This window comes from Pseudomonas sp. ChxA, assembly GCF_030263855.1.
In the GTDB taxonomy this organism is placed as follows: domain Bacteria; phylum Pseudomonadota; class Gammaproteobacteria; order Pseudomonadales; family Pseudomonadaceae; genus Aquipseudomonas; species Aquipseudomonas fluorescens_CB.
In genome coordinates, this window is the sequence record NZ_JARPMK010000002.1 from 221,190 (window position 1) to 236,531 (window position 15,342).

The window sequence follows — 15,342 nt, forward strand, 5'->3', positions numbered from 1 at the left end:
TGCCCCATGAACGCCGCAAAACGCCTGGAAATTTTCCGCAGGTTTCATGAAGACAATCCGGAACCCAAGACCGAGCTGGCCTATTCGTCGCCGTTCGAGTTGCTGATTGCGGTGATCCTGTCGGCACAATCCACGGACGTCGGCGTCAACAAGGCTACGGCCAAGCTCTACCCGGTTGCCAACACGCCAGCAGCCATTTATGCCTTGGGTGTGGAGGGTTTGTCGGAGTACATCAAGACGATCGGCCTGTACAACAGCAAGGCCAAGAATGTCATTGAGACCTGCCGCCTGTTGGTTGAGCTGCACGGCAGTGAAGTGCCACAAACCCACGAAGCCCTGGAAGCCCTTCCCGGCGTAGGCCGCAAAACCGCGAACGTGGTGCTCAATACCGCGTTCCGGCAACTGACCATGGCTGTGGACACGCATATTTTCCGCGTCAGCAACCGAACCGGCATCGCGCGTGGCAAGAATGTGGTCGAGGTAGAAAAGCAGTTGATGAAGTTTGTGCCCAAGCCCTATCTGCTCGACTCCCACCACTGGCTGATCCTGCACGGGCGCTATGTGTGCCAGGCCCGTAAGCCTCGCTGCGGGAGTTGCCGCATCGAAGACCTGTGCGAATACAAGGACAAAACCAGCGACGATTGAGGGTTCATTGGTTTTCTCGATCAGTCGATTGAAAAAATCTTTTTTACCCGTTCGTGGATTATCGTTATAAGGGGCGCCAACGGCAGTCTTAGCCTGGAGTTAACCTTATGAGCACTGGCAAAGAACAACTGGATGTAGAAGACGATCTCGTTGAAGTGACGGATGACGAAGGGGACGCCCCTGTGGCAGAGGTGGCCAAGACCAATTTGAGCAAACGCCGCACTATCGACAACCTGTTGGAAGAGCGACGCTTGCAAAAACAACTGGCCGATTACGACTTCGACCTCTGATCGATGCGCTGACAGCCGGAAGCCTCCTGACGGAGGCTTTTTTTTGCCGGTTATTCGGGCTTTGGTGCGCAACCGCACCCGTTTCTATACGAGGCCGTTGCGTTGGGCCAGTTCGATCAGGTCCACGAGGGAACGCGCATTGAGCTTGAGCAACAGCCGAGTCTTATAGGTGCTGACGGTTTTGTTGCTCAGGAACATGCCATCGGCAATTTCCTTGTTGGTTTTGCCTCGGGCCAGTTGCTGCAGCACCATCATCTCGCGACCCGACAAACGTTCAACCATATCCGCCTCGCTGGCATTGCCCATGGTCGAGCGTACCGAGTTGAGCGCCTGGTTGGGGAAATAGCTGTAGCCGGAGAGCACCGCCTTGATGGCGCTCAACAACTCGGTCAGGTCCTGCTGCTTGCACACGTAGCCCGCCGCCCCCGCCTGCATGCAGCGCATGGAGAAATGGCCAGGCGCCTGGGACGTCAGCACCAGCACCTTGACGGGTGTAGCCTGCTTGGTGGAGGCCAGCCTGCAAATGACTTCCAGGCCATCGAGCTTGGGTATTCCGATATCCAGTATGACAATGTCCGGCATATGTTCCCGTGCAAGTTGCAACGCATCGACGCCGTTATCAGTCTCGGCAACGACTTCATAACCATGACGTTCCATTAGCATGCGCACAGCAAGACGAATGACGGGATGATCATCCACGATCAGCACTTTATTCATGAGAAAGTCCAATTTCGCTGTTCGAATTATTTAGAGCAAGCACAATAGCCTAGTCGTTTCCTAGTTGGCATAGCGCTCCCCCCCAAGCAACAGCAAGCAGAGACCCAACCCACAACGATATAGGAATTAACCTACAAAAAAACACAAACTCTGGTGCGTCAGGTTTTATGGAACCCTTCAGAACTTTCCGGGGCCATACATATTTTGAGTGAAATATGCACCGCAGAATGGGTACGAGGTAAATGTACCGCACATGACTTTCAGGAAATACCCCTTGCTTGTCGCAGCAAGGCCAGCGAACAGCTGAAAAAAAATCAACTGATTCAGTTCCATTCAACATACCTATTTACATCCCTATTTCCTACAGAAGTTTCAGCGCCCTACATACTCGCTGTACTTAGGTAGTGAATTTTCCGTAAGACATAGTTCCTGTGCAGGTGTAAAAAATTCATTCAGTCGTACAGAAATAAACACATTGCCGCTGAAACGGCCGCGTTCAACTTCGATATTCAACAAAACTTAAACGACAGCGCATCGCTTAAACATCGGGCTGTATTTAAAGCGCCTGCCTTTATATACGGGCAAAAAAAATGGCCCCTGGAACAAGGGGCCATTTTTTACAACGAGGCAAGCACTCAGAACAGCTTGCGACCCTTGTTGGCAGCGATGCGCATACGCAGCGCGTTCAGCTTGATGAAGCCTGCCGCGTCCGCCTGGTTGTAGGCGCCGCCATCTTCTTCGAAGGTGGCGATGTTGGCGTCGAACAGCGACTCATCGGATTTGCGACCAGTAACGATCACGTTGCCCTTGTACAGCTTCAGGCGCACAACGCCGTTCACGTGGACCTGGGAGGCGTCGATCATCTGTTGCAGCATCAGACGCTCCGGGCTCCACCAGTAACCGGTGTAGATCAGGCTGGCGTACTTGGGCATCAGCTCGTCTTTGAGGTGAGCCACTTCACGGTCCAGGGTGATCGACTCAATGGCGCGGTGAGCGCGCAGCATGATGGTGCCGCCTGGGGTTTCGTAGCAACCACGGGACTTCATGCCCACGTAGCGGTTCTCGACGATGTCGAGACGGCCGATACCGTGTTCGCCACCGATACGGTTCAGGGTCGCCAGCACGGTGGCCGGGGTCATTTCGACGCCGTCCAGTGCAACGATGTCGCCGTTGCGGTAGGTCAGTTCCAGGTACTGGGCCTTGTCTGGAGCGTTCTCCGGGGAGACGGTCCATTTCCACATGTCTTCTTCGTGCTCGGTCCAGGTGTCTTCCAGCACGCCGCCTTCATAGGAGATGTGCAGCAAGTTGGCATCCATCGAGTACGGGGACTTCTTCTTGCCGTGACGCTCGATCGGGATTGCGTGCTTTTCAGCGTAATCCATCAGCTTTTCACGGGACAGCAGGTCCCATTCACGCCAAGGAGCAATCACTTTCACGCCTGGCTTGAGGGCGTAGGCGCCCAGTTCGAAACGCACCTGGTCGTTGCCCTTGCCGGTAGCACCATGGGAAATGGCGTCGGCGCCGGTTTCGTTGGCGATTTCGATCAGGCGTTTGGCGATCAGCGGACGCGCGATGGAAGTACCCAGCAGGTACTCGCCTTCGTAGACGGTGTTGGCGCGAAACATCGGGAAGACGAAATCGCGGACGAATTCTTCGCGCAGGTCGTCAATGTAGATCTCTTTCACGCCCATGGCTTGCGCCTTGGCACGTGCAGGTTCGACCTCTTCGCCCTGACCCAGGTCAGCGGTGAAGGTCACCACTTCACAGTTATAAGTATCCTGCAGCCACTTGAGGATCACCGAAGTGTCCAGGCCGCCGGAATACGCGAGAACGACCTTGTTTACGTCGGCCATGCCATCACTCCACGGGGTTGTACGGAAAGCCGTCGATTCTACCGACCAAAACCGTGAATTTACAGAGGCGCGACAGCAAATGAAGATAAAGCGACAGATTATGTCGAGTGGGCGACCGATGGTCGCACCTTATGACGTGTGTGCCGCACTGCTCGGGCCAGTGGCCTGGGGTGCCGGTTTTTCGGGGGCAGCCACGCGTTCGAGCTGAATATTCACGCGGCGATTGCGGGCGCGGTTGGCGGCATTGGTATTGGGCGCCAGTGGGTAGCTTTCACCGTGAAAACGCAGGGTGATCTGCGACTCCTGAATGCCATTGGCCTTGAAGTAGTCCATCACCGCCAGGGCACGACGACGCGAAACGTCACGGTTGGTCAGGCGGTTACCGCTGTTGTCGGAATGACCATTGAGCTCGACGTGATTAACCGTCGGGTCGGCTTTCATGAACGCGAGTATCACGTCCAGCTTCTTCTTGGCAGCGGCGTCCAACTCGATACCGCCACCGGGGAAGCCGACTTCAGTCTGTTTGACCTGATCGTAATTCATCGGCAACAGCTTGGTGGTGCACAGTTGATAGTCGTTGAAGGCCTTGTTGAATTTCACCGGCAACAGGCGGACCTCCGAGTAGCCGCCCTCACGCCCGTAATGCCGCACCGTCGGGCTACGCCCCTCCAGCAAACCCGTGAACAAACGCCCAGCCTGGGCCTGGGAGCTGTTGAACAGCACGTCGCCACTGCCAACACGCACGGCGCCCAGGTTGATATCACCACGGCCCGGCTGCCAGGGTGCAGCCGCCGCCAACAAGGTCGCCGAGCCCGCTCCGAGCGCGCCGCTATAGGCTTTCAGGCGAAATGTCGCCTGCTCGCCAGCCCGGCGCACGAACTCACCCGAGCCGAAATCGGTGATCGGCTGGGCCAGGCGGCACTCGAATTGGTCGCCTTCCACCTTCCACTCAATATTCTCCAGACGTGTCTGGAATGTGAGTGCCATCGCAGGCAGGCTGGCGAACACACTGAGCAGGGCTAGATAATGCTGGCGCACGGGAGGCTCCACTGGTTTCTACAACACTTCAAAGCGTCATACGTCGTTAAGGCATACCCAGGGATATCGGACACGTGCGGCAAAACTTGATAGCGAGTGCCTGCAAGAGTCTTTTCCGGTAGCATTCCCACCAGATTGACCCGCCTGGAATCCCCAATGTCCGACCGCCTGACCCTGCTGCGTCCCGACGACTGGCATATTCATCTTCGCGATGGTGCTGCGTTACCCCAAACCGTGGCCGATGTAGCGCGCACGTTTGGCCGCGCGATTATCATGCCTAACCTGGTACCTCCGGTGCGTAATGCCGAGCAAGCCGATGCCTATCGCCAGCGTATCCTCGCTGCACGACCGGCCGGCAGCCGCTTCGAACCGTTGATGGTGCTCTACCTCACCGACCGCACCGAGCCTGCCGAGATTCGCGAGGCCAAGGCCAGCGGTTTCGTATATGCCGCCAAGCTGTACCCGGCGGGCGCGACCACCAACTCCGACTCCGGCGTGACCAGTATCGACAAGATCCTGCCAGCGATCGAAGCCATGGCTGAAGTCGGCATGCCGCTGTTGATCCACGGTGAAGTCACCCGTGGCGACGTGGATGTGTTTGATCGTGAAAAGATCTTCATCGACGAGCATATGCGCCGCGTGGTCGAGCTGTTCCCGACCCTCAAGGTCGTGTTCGAACACATCACCACCGCCGACGCCGTGCAGTTCGTCAACGAGGCTTCAGCCAACGTCGGCGCAACCATCACCGCGCATCACCTGCTCTACAACCGCAACCACATGCTGGTGGGCGGGATTCGTCCGCACTTCTATTGCCTGCCGATCCTCAAGCGCAACACCCACCAGGTGGCCCTGCTGGACGCCGCTACCAGCGGTAGCCCGAAGTTCTTCCTCGGCACCGACTCGGCGCCCCACGCCCAGCACGCCAAAGAAGCTGCGTGCGGCTGTGCCGGTTGCTACACCGCGTATGCCGCCATCGAGCTGTATGCCGAAGCATTCGAGACGCGCAACGCCCTGGACAAGCTTGAAGCCTTCGCCAGCCTCAACGGCCCGCGTTTCTACGGCCTGCCGGCGAACACCGACCGCATTACCCTGGTTCGTGAAGACTGGACCGCCCCTGCCAGCCTGCCGTTTGGCGAGCTGACTGTTATCCCGCTGCGCGCCGGTGAAACACTGCGCTGGCGCCTGCTGGAGGAAAGCAAGTGAGTGAAGACCATTACGACGACGAACACGAGCACAGTGGTGGCGGTTCTCGCCACCCGATGGCCGAGCGGTTTCGCGGCTATCTGCCGGTTGTCATCGACGTAGAAACCGGTGGTTTCAACTGCGCCACCGACGCGTTGCTGGAAATCGCCGCGACCACCATCGGCATGGATGAACAGGGCTTTGTGTTCCCGGAACACACCCACTTCTTCCGTGTGGAGCCGTTTGAAGGCGCAAATATCGAAGCTGCCGCCCTGGAGTTCACCGGGATCAAGCTCGATCACCCACTGCGCATGGCCGTGAGTGAAGAAGCGGCGCTGACCGATATCTTCCGTGGTGTGCGCAAAGCGTTGAAGGCCAATGGCTGCAAACGCGCGATTCTGGTTGGCCACAACAGCAGTTTCGATCTGGGCTTCCTGAATGCTGCCGTGGCGCGGCTGGACATGAAGCGCAACCCGTTTCACCCGTTCTCCAGCTTCGACACCGCCACCCTCGCCGGTTTGGCGTATGGCCAGACGGTACTGGCGAAAGCCTGCCAGGCAGCCGGTATCGACTTTGACGGTCGTGAGGCCCACTCGGCCCGCTACGACACCGAGAAGACTGCCGAACTGTTCTGCGGCATCGTCAACCGCTGGAAACAGATGGGCGGCTGGGAAGACTTCGGCGACTGAGGCTTGTGGCGAGGGAGCTTGCTCCCGCTGGGCTGCGCAGCGGCCCCCAATAAAACCGCCGCGGTTGACCTGTTAAACCGCGGTGTCAGGATTTGGGGCCGCTTCGCAGCCCAGCGGGAGCAAGCTCCCTCGCCACAGAAGCTTGCTAGCCACAACAGGCTCGCTCGCCACAGAGTCAAAAATGCGGTGCATAAAAAACCGGCCCTCACGGGCCGGTTTTTTTGTACCTGAAACGAGGCTTACAGCTTGCCAGCGTTCTCGGTCAGGTAAGCCGCAACGCCTTCTGGCGAAGCGTTCATGCCTTTGTCGCCTTTTTTCCAGTTGGCAGGGCAGACTTCGCCGTGCTCTTCGTGGAATTGCAGGGCGTCGACCAGACGGATCAGTTCTTCCATGTTACGGCCCAGCGGCAGGTCGTTGATGATCTGCGAGCGTACAACGCCCTTGTCGTCGATCAGGAACGCGCCACGGAACGCCACGCCGCCTTCGGACTCAACGTCGTAGGCCTTGGCAATGTCGTGCTTCATGTCGGCAGCCATGGTGTATTTGACTTTGCCGATGCCGCCATCATTGATGGCAGTGTTGCGCCAGGCGTTGTGGGTGAAATGGGAGTCGATGGAAACGGCGACCACTTCAACGTTGCGCGCCTTGAAATCGTCCATGCGGTGGTCCAGAGCGATCAGCTCCGACGGGCATACGAAGGTGAAGTCCAGCGGGTAGAAGAACACCAGGCCGTATTTGCCTTTGATGGCCTCAGACAGTTTGAAGCTGTCTACGATTTCGCCATTGCCGAGGACGGCAGGTACGTCAAAATCCGGGGCTTGTTTGCCGACGAGTACGCTCATTGGGTATCTCCTGATGTAGGGGTGACGATTGAAGTAAAAGGACCGGCCCAAGTCTGGCGCAGTTAAGCGACAGCCCCGTGACGCAGTCACGCTTCGTGAAGACCGACCATCATACACTGAAAAAACCGTTCGTCAGCGCGTCGCAGGTACCTGGCAATAGCCTGCGAATCTACTTTGACAATCATTCTCGTTAACATTAAGATCCATCGCACTTAAGCCTTAAACCCGCGATGGTTCTCCCTTATGTATGTCTGCCTCTGCACTGGCGTCACCGACGGACAAATCCGCGAAGCAATCTACGAAGGTTGCTGCAGCTACAAGGAAGTACGTGAAACCACCGGCGTTGCCAGCCAGTGCGGCAAATGTGCTTGCCTCGCCAAGCAAGTGGTACGGGAAACCCTGACGCAGCTGCAAACAGCTCAGGCCGCGCTCCCCTACTCAGCAGAATTTACACACGCTTAAATAGGCGCGTTTTGAAGAACCGGACTTAGTGTCCGGTTTTTTTATGCCCGTAATTCAATTAGTTAGCGCCAAGACGCGGAACACAAACATTCTTATTCCGATTAATTTTCATTTATTATTCAATAACTTAGGTTTGACACTAAGGATTTCGCCGCTCAAACTCCGCCTTATACACAGCTATTACAGGGCAGGACCCCAGTCATGAAAGGCGACATCTCAGTCATCCAGCAACTCAACAAAATCCTTGCCAATGAACTGGTCGCGATCAATCAGTACTTTCTGCATGCGCGCATGTACGACGATTGGGGCCTGGAAAAGCTCGGCAAGCGTGAATACAAAGAATCGATCAAGGCCATGAAGGACGCAGACGCGCTGATCAAGCGCATCCTGTTCCTGGAAGGCCTGCCGAACGTACAGGACCTGGGCAAGCTGAACATCGGCGAGCACACCCAGGAAATGATCAGCAGCGACCTCAAGTTCGAGCAGAAGAGCCACAGCGACCTCAAGGCCGCCATTGCTCACTGCGAAACCAAAGGCGACTTCGGCAGCCGTGAGCTGCTCGAAGATATCCTCGAAGATCAGGAAGAGCATATCGACTGGCTGGAAACCCAGCTGGGCTTGATCGTTAAAGTCAGCCTGGAAAACTACCTGCAATCGCAGATGGGTGAATAAGCGCTGAAGATCGTTCCCACGTTCTGCGCGGGGAATATGCTTGAGCATGGTGACGCAGAGCGTCACAGGATGCATTACCACGCGGAGCGTGGGAACGATCACAAAAAAGCCCCGCTCTCTTTCGAGAAGCGGGGCTTTTTATTGCTGGCGCATTACGCGTCAGTCTTGGCTGCCGCGTTTACCGCTGCTTCTTTGATCAGCGCTTGCAACGAACCATCAGCAGCCATCTCAGTGATGATATCGCTACCGCCGACCAGCTCACCGGCTACCCACAGCTGTGGGAAAGTTGGCCAGTTGGCGTACTTCGGCAGGTTGGCGCGGATTTCCGGGTTTTGCAGGATATCCACGTAAGCGAATTTCTCGCCGCACGCCATGATGGCCTGGGAAGCCTTCGCGGAGAAACCGCACTGAGGAGCGTTCGGGGCGCCCTTCATGTAAAGCAGAATGGTGTTATTGGCAATCTGCTCTTTGATCGTTTCGATGATATCCATGGAACACCTCGGCTGGAACTTTGCGACTCACAGGTCGGCACGGTGGCGCATTGTAACGCAAAATTCCAGCGCAGTGCTCGGGCCTTATGCGGCGGCCACCTGCACCGGCACGCCGTTGAGCGCGGCGTTTCCAGACAATTCGTCCAATTGCCGCTCGTCGGTCAGGTCATTGGCGCTGGCCCCAGGCTGGCTGCTGGCGATGCTCATGCGCACGCCCGGCCGACCGTGCCCCCAGCCGTGAGGCAGGCTGACCACGCCGGGCATCATGTCCAGGCTGGCCACTACTTCCACTTCGATATCGCCAATGCGCGAGCTGACGCGCACCCACTGCCCATCGCTCAATTGTCGGCTGGCAAGGTCGTCGGGATGCATGTGCAGTTGATGGCGCGGCTTGCCCTTCACCAGGCGGTGATAGTTATGCATCCAGGAATTGTTGCTGCGTACATGCCGACGGCCGATCAGTAACAGTTCATTGACCATTGGCACCGGCTGCGCCGCAAAGCGCGCCAGATCTGCCAGGATCACCGCAGGCGCCGCTTGCACGTGGCCATCGGCGGTTTTCAAGCGCGCGGCCAGGTTCGGCTTGAGCGGCCCCAGGTTCACGCCATGGGGATGATCGGCGAGCATGGCCACCGACAGTTTGTGCTCGGACGCATCGCCATAGACCCCGGCGCGCAAGCCAAAGTCGATCATCTGTGCCGGCGCCATGGTCGGTTTGAGCACGGCGCCAGTGTGCGCAGCGAAGGCCTTGGCCAAACCGACAAAGATCTCCCAATCATGCAACGCGCCGGCAGGCTTGGGCAGAATCGCGCGATTGAAGCGGGTGACGTTACGCACCGCAAACATATTGAACGTGGTGTCGTAGTGATCGTTTTCCAGCGCCGAAGTAGACGGCAAGATCAGGTCGGCATAACGCGTGGTTTCGTTGATATACAGGTCGACGCTGACCATGAACTCCAAGCCGTCCAGGGCCTTCTCCAGTTGGCGACCGTTAGGCGTGGACAGCACCGGGTTTCCGGCCACCGTCACCAGGGCGCGGATCTGCCCTTCACCTTCGGTGAGCATTTCTTCGGCCAGGGCCGATACGGGCAACTCGCCACCGTACTCAGGACGCCCGGACACCCGGCTTTGCCAGCGATTGAAGTGCCCACCGCCAGTGGAGGCCACCAGGTCCACTGCCGGCGTGGTGCACAGGGCGCCACCGACACGGTCGAGGTTGCCCGTGACCAGGTTGATCAATTGCACCAGCCAATGGCACAGCGTGCCGAATGCCTGAGTCGATACGCCCATGCGCCCGTAGCACACGGCCTTGTCCGCCGCGGCGAAGTCCCGCGCCAACTGGCGGATCTGCTCGGCAGGCACCGCACACTGGCGGCTCATGGCTTCAGCGGTAAACCCGGCAATCGCCTGGCGCACATCCTCCAGGCCGGCAATCGGCAAATGGCTGTCGCGGGTCAGGTTTTCGCTGAACAAGGTATTGAGCAGCCCGAACAGCAACGCGGCGTCGCCACCGGGCCGCACGAACACATGTTGATCGGCAATCGCCGCCGTCTCGCTGCGCCGTGGGTCAACCACCACCACTTTGCCGCCACGGGCCTGGATGGCCTTGAGGCGTTTCTCCACATCGGGCACGGTCATGATGCTGCCGTTGGACGCCAACGGGTTGCCGCCCAGGATCAGCATGAAGTCGGTGTCGTCGATATCCGGAATCGGCAGCAACAAGCCATGGCCGTACATCAGGTGGCTGGTGAGGTGATGGGGTAACTGGTCCACCGAGGTCGCGGAAAACCGATTTCGCGTCTTCAGCAAGCCAAGGAAGTAGTTGCTGTGGGTCATCAACCCATAGTTATGCACGCTGGGGTTACCCTGATACACCGCCACCGCATTCTGCCCGTGTCGTGCCTGGATGCCCGCCAGACGTTCGGCTACCAGCGCAAAGGCTTCATCCCACGGGATCGGCTGCCAGTCGCTGCCCACGCGCAGCATGGGCTGGTGCAAGCGGTCCGGGTCGTTCTGGATATCCTGCAGCGCCACGGCCTTGGGGCAGATGTGTCCGCGACTGAACGTATCCAGCGGGTCGCCCTTGATGGAAGTGATCGCCAGGCTGCCGTCTTCCGCCTGGGTAGTTTCCAGGGTCAGGCCGCAGATGGCTTCACACAGATGGCAGGCACGGTGGTGGAGAGTCTTGGTCATGGCCAGTCTCTTTATTGGGCTTTGGCCCAACTATGGCCCGTCACTTGGATGCGCACCAGCAACGTTCGCCGCGTGAATCAAAGGGCATAGGCCAGACCGTGAGCAAATGTTTCAAAACTTGCTACAGCACCTCTGAAACCGACGCAGCCTGGCCCGAGCCCGCCCCCACACATTGCAAAAGGTCTCGGCGCCAGTGTACAAATGGGTCGCTGCTGTCAGAAATCAGTCTTCAAAAGCGCGCAGGCGCCCCTCTTGAACACCCTTAATAACCGTAGCCCTATTGGTAAGACGCGACATTTAATTATAAGATCGCGCCTTCCCCTATTTCGTCGCCCCGTGCGGCTTTCGCCGCAGGTCTCGCCCGTTGTCACAATAAACAAGGCTTTGAGTATCTGCGGTCTGTTGCAAAAAGGTAGTTAATGATGAGCGCAAGGCACTTTCTCTCCCTGATGGATTGCACGCCCGAAGAGCTGGTCAGCGTGATCCGTCGAGGCATTGAGCTTAAAGACCTGCGTAACCGCGGCGTACTGTTCGAGCCTTTGAAAAACCGCGTGCTCGGGATGATTTTCGAGAAGTCGTCGACCCGCACCCGCGTGTCGTTCGAAGCCGGCATGATCCAGCTGGGTGGCCAAGCCATCTTCCTGTCCTCGCGTGACACTCAACTGGGCCGTGGCGAGCCGATCGCCGACGCTGCCCGCGTGATGTCGCGCATGCTCGATGCGGTGATGATCCGTACCTTTGCCCACAGCACCGTGACCGAATTTTCCGCCAACTCGCGCGTACCGGTGATCAACGGCCTGTCCGATGATCTGCACCCGTGCCAGTTGCTGGCCGACATGCAAACCTTCCTTGAGCACCGTGGCTCGATCCAGGGCAAGACCGTGGCCTGGATCGGCGACGGCAACAACATGTGCAACAGCTATATAGAAGCGGCGATCCAGTTCGACTTCCAACTGCGCGTTGCCTGCCCCGAAGGCTACGAGCCGGATGCACGTTTCCTGGCCCAGGCCGGCGATCGCGTGACCGTGGTGCGTGACCCGCGTGACGCGGTCATCGGCGCGCATCTGGTGAGCACCGACGTCTGGACCTCCATGGGCCAGGAGGAAGAAACCGCCAAGCGCCTGGCGTTGTTCGCGCCGTTCCAGGTGACCCGTGCTCTGCTCGACCTGGCCGCGCCGGACGTGCTGTTCATGCACTGCCTGCCCGCGCACCGTGGCGAAGAGATCAGCCTGGACCTGCTCGACGATGAGCGCTCGGTGGCGTGGGACCAGGCCGAGAACCGCCTGCACGCGCAAAAGGCGCTGCTCGAATTCCTCGTCCCGCCGTCGTACCACCACGCATGAGCCAGCCATTACTGCTGAACCTGCGCAATCTGGCATGCGGCTATCAAGATCAACGGGTGGTGCAGAACCTCAACCTGCACCTCAATGCCGGCGACATCGGTTGCCTGCTGGGCTCCTCGGGTTGCGGCAAAACCACGACCCTGCGGGCGATTGCCGGGTTTGAGCCGGTGCACGAGGGCGAAATCAGCCTGGCCGGCGAAGTGATCTCCAGCGCCGGGTTCACCCTGGCGCCGGAGAAACGTCGCATCGGCATGGTGTTCCAGGACTACGCGCTGTTTCCGCATTTGAGCGTGGCCGACAACATCGCCTTCGGCATTCGCAAGCACCCGCAAAAAGATCGCGTGGTTGCCGAACTGCTGGAGCTGGTCAACCTGAAAAATCTCGGCAAGCGCTTCCCCCACGAGCTTTCCGGCGGCCAGCAACAACGCGTTGCCCTCGCCCGCGCGCTGGCGCCGGAACCGCAACTGTTGCTGCTCGACGAACCCTTCTCCAACCTCGATGGCGAACTGCGGCGCAAGCTCAGCCATGAGGTGCGCGACATTCTCAAGGCACGCGGCACCAGTGCGATTCTGGTCACCCATGATCAAGAAGAAGCTTTCGCTGTGAGTGATCAGGTGGGCGTATTCAAAGAAGGCCGTCTTGAGCAGTGGGACACGCCCTACAACCTCTACCACGAACCGCAGACGCCCTATGTCGCCAGCTTTATCGGCCAGGGTTACTTCATTCGTGGGCAATTGAGCTCACCGGAATCGGTCAGCACCGAACTGGGTGACTTGCGTGGCAACCGTGCCTACACCTGGCCAACCGGTGGCGCGGTGGATGTGTTGCTACGCCCGGATGACATCGTTTACGCACCGGACAGTGCGTTGAAGGCACGGATCGTCGGCAAGACCTTCCTTGGCGCTTCGACCTTGTACCGCCTGCAACTGCCAACCGGCGCACAGCTGGAGTCGATTTTCCCCAGCCATGCGGACCATCAGGTGGGTGCGCAGGTGGGGATTCGGGTGGCGGCGGAGCATCTGGTGTTGTTCCAAGCGTCCGGCAGTACCGCGGCGCAGATTCCTCAGGTCGAATCCGGCGTTCGCCGTTACAGCCCCGCTCACTGACCAACTGACGAAACCGGGTAAAAAATGTGGGAGCTGGCTTGCCTGCGATGGCATCACTGTGGTCCGTCTGATAGACCGAGGTGTCTGCATCGCAGGCAAGCCAGCTCCCACATTAGGTTTTTTAGTGCATTCAGACGTGAGTTTCAGCCCCGCCCAATCGGGGCGAACTTGGCTTGGGTATGCTCGGCCAGCACCGCTGCGGCCAGTTCCACTTCCAATCCCCTTCTGCCGGCGCTCACATGAATCGTCGCAAACTGTTGCGCGGTCTCATCGATAAATGTGCGCAAACGCTTCTTCTGCCCTAAAGGGCTGATGCCCCCCAACAGGTAGCCGGTAGAGCGTTGCGCTGCCGCCGGGTCGGCCATCTCGGCTTTTTTAACGCCGGCCGCATGGGCCAGGGCCTTAAGGTCCAGACTTCCGACGACCGGCACCACCGCCACCAACAGTTCGCCTTTCTCACTGCTGGCCAGCAAGGTCTTGAACACCTGCGCCGGGTCGAGCCCCAATTTTTCCGCGGCCTCCAGGCCATAGGACGCTGCCTTGGGGTCATGCTCGTAACTGTGTACGCGATGTTCGGCGCGAACTTTTTTCAACAGGTCCAGTGCGGGGGTCATGACTACTCCTGGCGCAGCAAAAAGATCGCCAATTCTAGGCCAAGCCCGCGCAAAACGCTCTAGTGCGCCCCTCCAGCCATGCGCACTTGCAGCCCTGCCCGTGATCATTCACCAGACCAATAGTTCGAAAATGACCAATGGTTCACTTTCGACCTTTGACAGCGGTCATTCTTGTCTATATTTTTTCGTTTCCGAATACTGTAGGAATAGCCCTGCGGTATTCCAGCGGGAAGCTGCAACCAGGATGGGGATCCTGGTTACGGTGAAAACTGCGCAACGGCTCGTTGAGGCTGTGCGCTAACAAGAACAACAATCGAGGTTTGCCATGACTACTGCTCTTCAACAGCCTTCACTTTCGAGCCAATGCATGGCCGAATTCCTGGGGACTGCGCTTCTGATCTTCTTCGGTACAGGATGTGTCGCTGCGCTCAAGGTCGCGGGTGCAAGCTTCGGGTTGTGGGAAATCAGTATCATCTGGGGGGTCGGCGTAAGCATGGCGATCTACCTGAGCGCCGGTATTTCCGGGGCGCACCTCAACCCGGCGGTGAGTATCGCCCTGTGCATCTTTGCCGATTTCGAAAAGCGCAAACTGCCCTTCTATATCCTCGCGCAAATCGCTGGCGCGTTCTGCTCGGCGGCGTTGGTTTACACGCTGTACAGCAACCTCTTTTTCGATTACGAACAAACTCACCATATGGTTCGCGGCTCCCAGGCCAGCCTGGAATTGGCGTCGGTGTTCTCCACCTACCCACATGCGCTGCTGAGCACGGCCCAGGCATTCCTGGTGGAAATGGTCATCACCGCCATCCTGATGGGCGTGATCATGGCCCTGACCGACGATAACAACGGCCTGCCCCGCGGCCCGTTGGCCCCGCTGTTGATCGGCCTGCTGATTGCAGTTATCGGCAGTGCCATGGGCCCGCTGACCGGCTTTGCGATGAACCCGGCGCGGGATTTCGGCCCCAAGCTGATGACCTTTTTCGCCGGCTGGGGTGAAATGGCCTTTACTGGCGGCCGCGATATCCCTTATTTCCTGGTACCGATTTTCGCGCCGATTGTCGGCGCCTGCCTCGGCGCTGCAGCGTATCGCGGGCTGATTGCCCGCCACCTGCCGAGCGCCGCACCTGCTATAGCTGAAGAAACACCTGACACGGCTGTCAACGGCAAGACTCGTATTTCCTGAAAGCGCCGGCCTGGTCCCCTGC

At 58.5% G+C, this 15,342-nt stretch carries 16 protein-coding genes; 9 read left to right on the forward strand and 7 right to left on the reverse strand.

Features of this window, described 5'->3' with window-relative positions; genetic code table 11:
• Positions 1-6: 6 nt before the first annotated feature.
• Positions 7-645: an endonuclease III gene (gene nth, locus P5706_RS26720; RefSeq protein ID WP_285683096.1), complete on the forward strand. Its 639-nt coding sequence runs from the start codon at positions 7-9 to the stop codon at positions 643-645.
• Between the two features lie 107 nt (positions 646-752).
• Positions 753-935 (forward strand): PA3496 family putative envelope integrity protein, encoded by a 183-nt coding sequence (locus P5706_RS26725; RefSeq protein ID WP_058421608.1) that lies wholly within the window; start codon positions 753-755, stop codon positions 933-935.
• Positions 936-1,019: 84 nt separating this feature from the next.
• Here the strand turns inward: P5706_RS26725 and P5706_RS26730 are convergent, their stop codons facing one another.
• From P5706_RS26730 to P5706_RS26740, 3 genes are all read right to left on the reverse strand, one after another.
• On the reverse strand, positions 1,020-1,652 hold the full coding sequence (locus P5706_RS26730; protein ID WP_017137044.1) for a response regulator transcription factor: 633 nt from the start codon (positions 1,650-1,652) through the stop codon (positions 1,020-1,022).
• Positions 1,653-2,287: 635 nt separating this feature from the next.
• Positions 2,288-3,505: an argininosuccinate synthase gene (locus P5706_RS26735; protein ID WP_003208700.1), complete on the reverse strand. Its 1,218-nt coding sequence runs from the start codon at positions 3,503-3,505 to the stop codon at positions 2,288-2,290.
• 129 nt (positions 3,506-3,634) lie between these two features.
• The gene (locus P5706_RS26740) at positions 3,635-4,543 is read right to left on the reverse strand and encodes a flagellar protein MotY (protein WP_099548518.1); all 909 of its coding nucleotides are present in this window, start codon (positions 4,541-4,543) and stop codon (positions 3,635-3,637) included.
• Between the two features lie 156 nt (positions 4,544-4,699).
• Here P5706_RS26740 and pyrC point away from each other — a divergent pair, with 156 nt between their 5' ends.
• Both pyrC and rnt read left to right on the forward strand, forming a co-directional pair.
• On the forward strand, positions 4,700-5,746 hold the full coding sequence (pyrC, locus tag P5706_RS26745) for a dihydroorotase (RefSeq protein ID WP_200433019.1): 1,047 nt from the start codon (positions 4,700-4,702) through the stop codon (positions 5,744-5,746).
• The gene (gene rnt / locus P5706_RS26750) at positions 5,743-6,414 is read left to right on the forward strand and encodes a ribonuclease T (protein WP_135287645.1); all 672 of its coding nucleotides are present in this window, start codon (positions 5,743-5,745) and stop codon (positions 6,412-6,414) included. Before pyrC ends, rnt begins: the two co-directional genes overlap by 4 nt.
• A gap of 239 nt (positions 6,415-6,653) precedes the next feature.
• On the opposite strand, the gene P5706_RS26755 is transcribed toward rnt, so the two are convergent.
• Entirely contained in the window at positions 6,654-7,256 is a 603-nt protein-coding gene (locus P5706_RS26755; protein WP_003172097.1) for a peroxiredoxin, read from the reverse strand.
• A 243-nt stretch (positions 7,257-7,499) separates the two neighbouring features.
• On the opposite strand from P5706_RS26755, the gene P5706_RS26760 reads away from it, so the two are divergent.
• Both P5706_RS26760 and bfr read left to right on the forward strand, forming a co-directional pair.
• Positions 7,500-7,718 (forward strand): bacterioferritin-associated ferredoxin, encoded by a 219-nt coding sequence (locus P5706_RS26760; RefSeq protein WP_010564137.1) that lies wholly within the window; start codon positions 7,500-7,502, stop codon positions 7,716-7,718.
• Between the two features lie 201 nt (positions 7,719-7,919).
• Positions 7,920-8,390: a bacterioferritin gene (bfr, locus tag P5706_RS26765; protein WP_017137040.1), complete on the forward strand. Its 471-nt coding sequence runs from the start codon at positions 7,920-7,922 to the stop codon at positions 8,388-8,390.
• 152 nt (positions 8,391-8,542) lie between these two features.
• Here the strand turns inward: bfr and grxD are convergent, their stop codons facing one another.
• Positions 8,543-8,881 (reverse strand): Grx4 family monothiol glutaredoxin, encoded by a 339-nt coding sequence (gene grxD / locus P5706_RS26770; protein ID WP_058421605.1) that lies wholly within the window; start codon positions 8,879-8,881, stop codon positions 8,543-8,545.
• An 84-nt stretch (positions 8,882-8,965) separates the two neighbouring features.
• A complete protein-coding gene (locus P5706_RS26775) occupies positions 8,966-11,074 on the reverse strand; it encodes a molybdopterin oxidoreductase family protein (protein ID WP_285683098.1) in 2,109 nt (702 codons plus the stop codon).
• 422 nt (positions 11,075-11,496) lie between these two features.
• On the opposite strand from P5706_RS26775, the gene argF reads away from it, so the two are divergent.
• Together argF and P5706_RS26785 are read left to right on the forward strand one after the other, a co-directional pair.
• Positions 11,497-12,417 (forward strand): ornithine carbamoyltransferase, encoded by a 921-nt coding sequence (argF, locus tag P5706_RS26780; RefSeq protein ID WP_069786197.1) that lies wholly within the window; start codon positions 11,497-11,499, stop codon positions 12,415-12,417.
• Positions 12,414-13,523 carry an ABC transporter ATP-binding protein gene (locus tag P5706_RS26785; protein WP_056857628.1) on the forward strand — a complete coding sequence of 370 codons (1,110 nt, stop codon included), beginning with the start codon at positions 12,414-12,416 and terminating at the stop codon, positions 13,521-13,523. Before argF ends, P5706_RS26785 begins: the two co-directional genes overlap by 4 nt.
• Positions 13,524-13,666: 143 nt before the next feature.
• Here P5706_RS26785 and ybaK read toward each other — a convergent pair whose 3' ends face one another.
• Entirely contained in the window at positions 13,667-14,137 is a 471-nt protein-coding gene (ybaK, locus tag P5706_RS26790) for a Cys-tRNA(Pro) deacylase (RefSeq protein WP_138816601.1), read from the reverse strand.
• Positions 14,138-14,462: 325 nt separating this feature from the next.
• On the opposite strand from ybaK, the gene P5706_RS26795 reads away from it, so the two are divergent.
• Entirely contained in the window at positions 14,463-15,320 is an 858-nt protein-coding gene (locus tag P5706_RS26795) for an MIP/aquaporin family protein (protein ID WP_012722481.1), read from the forward strand.
• The last annotated feature ends 22 nt before the right edge of the window (positions 15,321-15,342 follow it).

What these genes read in the sequence shown, in the direction of transcription:
- P5706_RS26785 (WP_056857628.1), top strand. Translation starts at nt 12,414, where the DNA reads ATGAGCCAGCCATTACTGCTGAACCTGCGCAATCTGGCATGCGGCTAT.
- nth (WP_285683096.1), top strand. Translation starts at nt 7, where the DNA reads ATGAACGCCGCAAAACGCCTGGAAATTTTCCGCAGGTTTCATGAAGAC.
- argF (WP_069786197.1), top strand. Translation starts at nt 11,497, where the DNA reads ATGAGCGCAAGGCACTTTCTCTCCCTGATGGATTGCACGCCCGAAGAG.
- P5706_RS26760 (WP_010564137.1), top strand. Translation starts at nt 7,500, where the DNA reads ATGTATGTCTGCCTCTGCACTGGCGTCACCGACGGACAAATCCGCGAA.
- P5706_RS26755 (WP_003172097.1), bottom strand. Translation starts at nt 7,256, where the DNA reads ATGAGCGTACTCGTCGGCAAACAAGCCCCGGATTTTGACGTACCTGCC.
- pyrC (WP_200433019.1), top strand. Translation starts at nt 4,700, where the DNA reads ATGTCCGACCGCCTGACCCTGCTGCGTCCCGACGACTGGCATATTCAT.
- P5706_RS26735 (WP_003208700.1), bottom strand. Translation starts at nt 3,505, where the DNA reads ATGGCCGACGTAAACAAGGTCGTTCTCGCGTATTCCGGCGGCCTGGAC.
- grxD (WP_058421605.1), bottom strand. Translation starts at nt 8,881, where the DNA reads ATGGATATCATCGAAACGATCAAAGAGCAGATTGCCAATAACACCATT.
- P5706_RS26730 (WP_017137044.1), bottom strand. Translation starts at nt 1,652, where the DNA reads ATGAATAAAGTGCTGATCGTGGATGATCATCCCGTCATTCGTCTTGCT.
- ybaK (WP_138816601.1), bottom strand. Translation starts at nt 14,137, where the DNA reads ATGACCCCCGCACTGGACCTGTTGAAAAAAGTTCGCGCCGAACATCGC.
- P5706_RS26775 (WP_285683098.1), bottom strand. Translation starts at nt 11,074, where the DNA reads ATGACCAAGACTCTCCACCACCGTGCCTGCCATCTGTGTGAAGCCATC.
- P5706_RS26725 (WP_058421608.1), top strand. Translation starts at nt 753, where the DNA reads ATGAGCACTGGCAAAGAACAACTGGATGTAGAAGACGATCTCGTTGAA.
- P5706_RS26795 (WP_012722481.1), top strand. Translation starts at nt 14,463, where the DNA reads ATGACTACTGCTCTTCAACAGCCTTCACTTTCGAGCCAATGCATGGCC.
- bfr (WP_017137040.1), top strand. Translation starts at nt 7,920, where the DNA reads ATGAAAGGCGACATCTCAGTCATCCAGCAACTCAACAAAATCCTTGCC.